Source organism: Thermovirga lienii, assembly GCF_036847465.1.
Classification (GTDB): domain Bacteria; phylum Synergistota; class Synergistia; order Synergistales; family Thermovirgaceae; genus Thermovirga; species Thermovirga lienii.
Genome location: NZ_DAITZW010000061.1, coordinates 1 through 4,550, shown reverse-complemented (window position 1 = coordinate 4,550; position 4,550 = coordinate 1). Strand labels below are relative to the sequence as shown.

Genomic DNA, 4,550 nt, shown 5'->3' with positions numbered 1-4,550 from the left:
TTTTATTTTTATCCACAACGAAAATGTGGATATGTGGATCAACTTGATAAATAACCTCCTCTTTATTTGTTTATAATTCGAACTTGCCCACAACAGGCGCATGGTCCGAGGGTTTTTCCCAAGACCTTAGTTCTCTGGCTACGTACGCGTCCTTAGACCTTTCCGCCAATGGCTTAGTGGCCAAGAGGTGATCTATCCTCCAACCTATGTTCCTTTCAAAGGCGTTTTTAACTCTGTAATCCCAAAAGGAAAACTCCCCTTCCCCTGGTCTATGCTTCCTGAAGACGTCCACAAAACCCCACTCCAGGAGCGAGTTAAAGGCTTTTTTTACGTCCTCGTGAAAGCAAACGTGGTTTCTCTTGTTGTCGGGATTGGTTACATCCATATCCGTTGGTGCAACGTTAAGATCTCCTACTACTATTATCTTGCTTTCGGGAGTGAAATTCTTATCCAAATACTTCAGCAACCTGTCGAAAAACTTGAGCTTCATTTCGTAATCAGGATGATCCAATGCTTTGCCCTGAGGAACATAGAGGTTTATCAAGTGCAGGTCGTCTCCAAAAAGACAATGAACCATGCGAGTTCGACCATCGGGAAGCAATCCATCCCCCAATCCGAAGGAGACCCAAGCAGGCTTTTCCTTGGACGCTACGGCCACACCGTTGTAGGCCTTCTCTCCACAGTAAAAAACTTGGAATCCCTTCTGGTGGAAAAATTCGCTAGGAAAGGTGGCATCCTCCGTTTTGGTCTCCTGAAGACAAAGAATGTCTATGTTGGTATCATTTAACCATCTTTCCAATATATGCAACCTGCTTCTAACCGAGTTGACATTGAATGTTGCTATCTTCTTCATTCCCAACTTGGACACCTCTTTTCGTGAACATTTATAATAATTCTACTTTATCCCTAAGATTTGGGGGGATTTGTTTGGATAATTTAAGACATGGCTGGCATTGGCTTTTGGCTTTCTTTTTCATCTTCTTTGCCGGAGCCTTAGGATTTCATTACATAGTCGGACTGGACTGGGTAGATTCGGCGTTCTATGCAGTTATAACCCTTACGACCATAGGCTACAGTGCACCTGAGGGGCTTACGGAGGCTGGGAAAATTTTTGTGATAATTTTGGTCATCGTGGGTATAGGGTCCGCTGGCTACGCCTTGACCCAAGCGGCCCGATATTTGGTTTTGGACCGGCTTTTATCTGTCATGGGCAGGAGGAGGAAAATAAAAATGGACAAGATAAAAAACCACTGGATAATATGTGGCATCGGGAAAATTGGTGAAGAAGTGGCTCGCCACCTGCAGAGGGATGGCGTGCCGTTCATCGTTTTAGAGATAGCGGAGCGAAAGGTAGCATGGGCAAGGGAGCAAGGTTGGATAGCCCAGCAGGGCGACGCAAGGAACGAAGAAGCTTTGAAGAGCGTTTACGTAGAGAACGCCAAAGGAATAATAGCCGCACTTACCGACGATTCTGACAATGTCTACGTAATACTGACCGCCAAGTCCCTCAACCCCAAGATACGAGCCATCGCCCGAGCAAGCGACGCTCAATCAAGCAAGATCCTCTACAAGGCTGGCGCTGACAAGGTAGTAAGCCCAGTGATAGCGGGGGCTGCAGCCATAGCAAGGTCCTCAGTTCAACCCTCCGTCGCTGACTTTCTGGAACTGGTCAATATCTCCAAGGAAATAGACATAGATTTCAGTTCCATTCGCCTGGAAGAAAACAACCCTCTAATAAATACTACCCTGGCAGAGGCCCCTTTGCGGTCCAAGTACAACGCCATCGTGATAGCCATAAAGAAACAGGATGGTTCGCTTATCTACAATCCTCCTGGGCATCTATTATTGGAGGAAAACGACGAGCTAATAGTCTTCGGAGAGAGGGCAATGATGGCAAAGCTGAAAAGCGACGTGGCAAAGCTAAAACCCAAAAAAGAGGAGGGCCAGTAAAGGCCCTCCTTCAAAGAGCATCATTTAGCCTTCCAACTCTACAGGCTTGGATATCCCTCTGAATACGATGAAAACAACCCCTATACCTATGGCCAAATTCACCAAAGCTGGCAGTCCCAACGCAAAGCCTGCGTACCCGGCAATAGCTCCCAATGCAGCCAAAAGGGCATAGGGAATCTGCGTGGTTACGTGGTCCATGTGGTCTGAACCAGTAAACATGGAGGACATTATAGTCGTATCGGAAATGGGGCTACAGTGATCACCCCATACAGCTCCAGCCAATACAGCCCCTATGGTGGGAATAATGTAAGGCATGGGATCTATGCCCTGATTTGATGCGATGGCATGCACCAGGGGCAACACTATGGGCATCAAAACCGCCATGGTTCCATAGGAAGTTCCCGTGCAGAAAGAAACGATGGCCCCGGTAACGAAGGTTATCAATGGAACCCACCCTATGGCTAAAACGTCATGGGTGAGAGAAACTATGAATTTGGCAGTTCCAACCTGCTTCACTGCAGAACCTATTCCCCAGGCAAAGATCAAAATCAGCGTTCCGTAGAATATGGATCTCATTCCTTCCATATAGCCCCTGAAAAGCTTGTTCCACGTTGAAATCCCCTGCAGTCTGTAGAATATAAGGGTTACGAACACCGATCCAAAGGCTCCCCATACAAGGGCCTTGGAGCTGCTTCCTTCACCTATGGCCTCTGCCACTCCTACACTAGGCCATCCCCCGGTTACAAGAAGCAGGGTGAAAATGAGCCCCACCAACGTGGCCAAAGGCAGCACGAAATTTATTACTCTCCTTGGAGTTTCCGAATCTGGCCCTTCCTGCACCTGGTTGGGGTTTATCAACGGCTGAGCTCCATCTCTTAGGACCTTTCCGGTCTTTCTTGCCCTTATTTCTGCCTTTAGCATGGGCCCAAAATCCCTACCGGAGAAGACCACCATGGCCATCAACACCAAGGCCAATATGTTATACAAAACAAAGGGGATGGACTTAAGATACGCAAGATACGGGGAAAACCCTATGCCCAGGTCGTTGAACTGGGTACCTATTTGACCCACCATGTAGGCTATCCACGAGGATATACCAGCAATACAGGCCACAGGGGCGGCTGTGGAGTCAACTAGATAGGAGAGCTTTTCCTTGGAGATCTTATATTTTTCAGTAATAGGAGTCATGGTAGTTCCAACCACCAAGGTGTTAACGTAATCTTCGAAAAATATTATGAATCCTGCCAGCATGGTGAAAACTTGGGCGCTCTTTGAGCTTTTGATCTTGGACGTTATCCATCCAACTATGGCGTCGATGCCTCCGCCTATCTTCATTATTCCCACGAGGCCTCCCATGGTGAGGCTTGTAAGGACTATCCTTGCCGACCACGGGTCCCCCAGGTTGTTCCATAGAGACTCCACGGCCTTTCCAAAGCCCATTACGGGATTCCATCCTGCAAGCATGGTCCCGGCCACCCATATGCCTATGAAAAGAGAAGGTATGACCTCCCTGGTAACTATACACAGGGTTATGGCGATCACAGGCGGCAAAAGGGACAACGCCCCAAAATCAACCTGTTTCGCTTCAGAAGCCAAAGCCACGCCCGACAGAAGGAAGATTGCCGCCAAAAGCGTAAATAAAAACACCCCTTGCCTAGAAAGTTCTCTCTTTCCCATTTCCTCTCCTCCTCGACTCCAAGTTTTTATTCTCAAATTTCTTTACACTCAGCCACATTAGAACCCAATCGTGGCAAAACATTCGAAAATGGCCTCTTCTGCCTTTTTGGGATCTTTTGCCTTTAGAGCGTCAAATAGGGCCTCGTAGGCCTCAATGATTCTCTCCAGGTCTCCTTTTATCTGAATGTCTCTTTGAAGAAGCTCCGCCACAGCCTGTAGAACGGAATTTCCGGTAGCCTCGGCCAAGATCTTATGAAAACCATCAATAAGACCATTTACTTCCTCCAAGGACCTTTGTTTCTTCATCTGTTCTATCTTTTCAGCAAGTAGAGTCAAATCCTTTGATGTACACCTAACAGATGCGATACGAACCATGGCAACCTCTAAGACTATCCTGGCCTCCAAAAGGTCTTTGAGGGAGGTTTCTGGTTCTGATATTTTTTCTAAAAGCGTCCTATAGGAATGATGGAACCTGCTGGCTTCCTCTAGCTCCAAAAGCCTCTTTCTGCCTAGCTTGGTCAGACACCTTCCTTGAAACCCTACACGACAGGTGAGGCCCCTTTTGTCCAGTTCTCGCAAAAACCGCCCAACGGTGGCCTCGCTGAGCTCATAACCGAAGCTGAAAAGCTCTTCCTTCACCGTTCCAGCTCCCACTGGCCCTTGCGATCTGTGAAGCAAAGAGAGGACTATCCTTTCTTGATCAAAATCCTTTTCCCTGTCCCTCATAAAAGCCCCCATCTCTCCAATCGCTCATCATCATTGATGAGCGGCAAACAAAATCATCCTATTATCTTTGTGATTACCTGTCAACGGGTCACTACTCTAAACTTTGCTTTATTAAACATCTGGAGCATTGACTTGGGTTTTATGTCTATGTACTATATATCATTAACGCAGCAGTCCCCATTTACCCAAAAAGAAAG

At 47.2% G+C, this 4,550-nt stretch carries 4 protein-coding genes; 1 reads left to right on the top strand and 3 read right to left on the bottom strand.

Features of this window, described 5'->3' with window-relative positions; genetic code table 11:
• Positions 1 to 70 precede the first annotated feature (70 nt).
• Positions 71 to 859 (bottom strand): exodeoxyribonuclease III, encoded by a 789-nt coding sequence (xth, locus tag V7Z69_RS09500; RefSeq protein WP_334139752.1) that lies wholly within the window; start codon positions 857 to 859, stop codon positions 71 to 73.
• Between the two features lie 68 nt (positions 860 to 927).
• On the opposite strand from xth, the gene V7Z69_RS09495 reads away from it, so the two are divergent.
• On the top strand, positions 928 to 1,950 hold the full coding sequence (locus V7Z69_RS09495) for a potassium channel family protein (RefSeq protein ID WP_014162186.1): 1,023 nt from the start codon (positions 928 to 930) through the stop codon (positions 1,948 to 1,950).
• A 24-nt stretch (positions 1,951 to 1,974) separates the two neighbouring features.
• On the opposite strand, the gene V7Z69_RS09490 is transcribed toward V7Z69_RS09495, so the two are convergent.
• Both V7Z69_RS09490 and V7Z69_RS09485 read right to left on the bottom strand, forming a co-directional pair.
• Positions 1,975 to 3,627 carry a Na+/H+ antiporter NhaC family protein gene (locus tag V7Z69_RS09490; protein ID WP_334139751.1) on the bottom strand — a complete coding sequence of 551 codons (1,653 nt, stop codon included), beginning with the start codon at positions 3,625 to 3,627 and terminating at the stop codon, positions 1,975 to 1,977.
• A gap of 57 nt (positions 3,628 to 3,684) precedes the next feature.
• A complete protein-coding gene (locus V7Z69_RS09485; RefSeq protein ID WP_014162184.1) occupies positions 3,685 to 4,353 on the bottom strand; it encodes an FCD domain-containing protein in 669 nt (222 codons plus the stop codon).
• Positions 4,354 to 4,550: the final 197 nt, after the last annotated feature.

Coding starts and splice junctions, on each gene's coding strand:
- V7Z69_RS09490 (WP_334139751.1), bottom strand. CDS start 3,627: ATGGGAAAGAGAGAACTTTCTAGGCAAGGGGTGTTTTTATTTACGCTT.
- V7Z69_RS09485 (WP_014162184.1), bottom strand. CDS start 4,353: ATGAGGGACAGGGAAAAGGATTTTGATCAAGAAAGGATAGTCCTCTCT.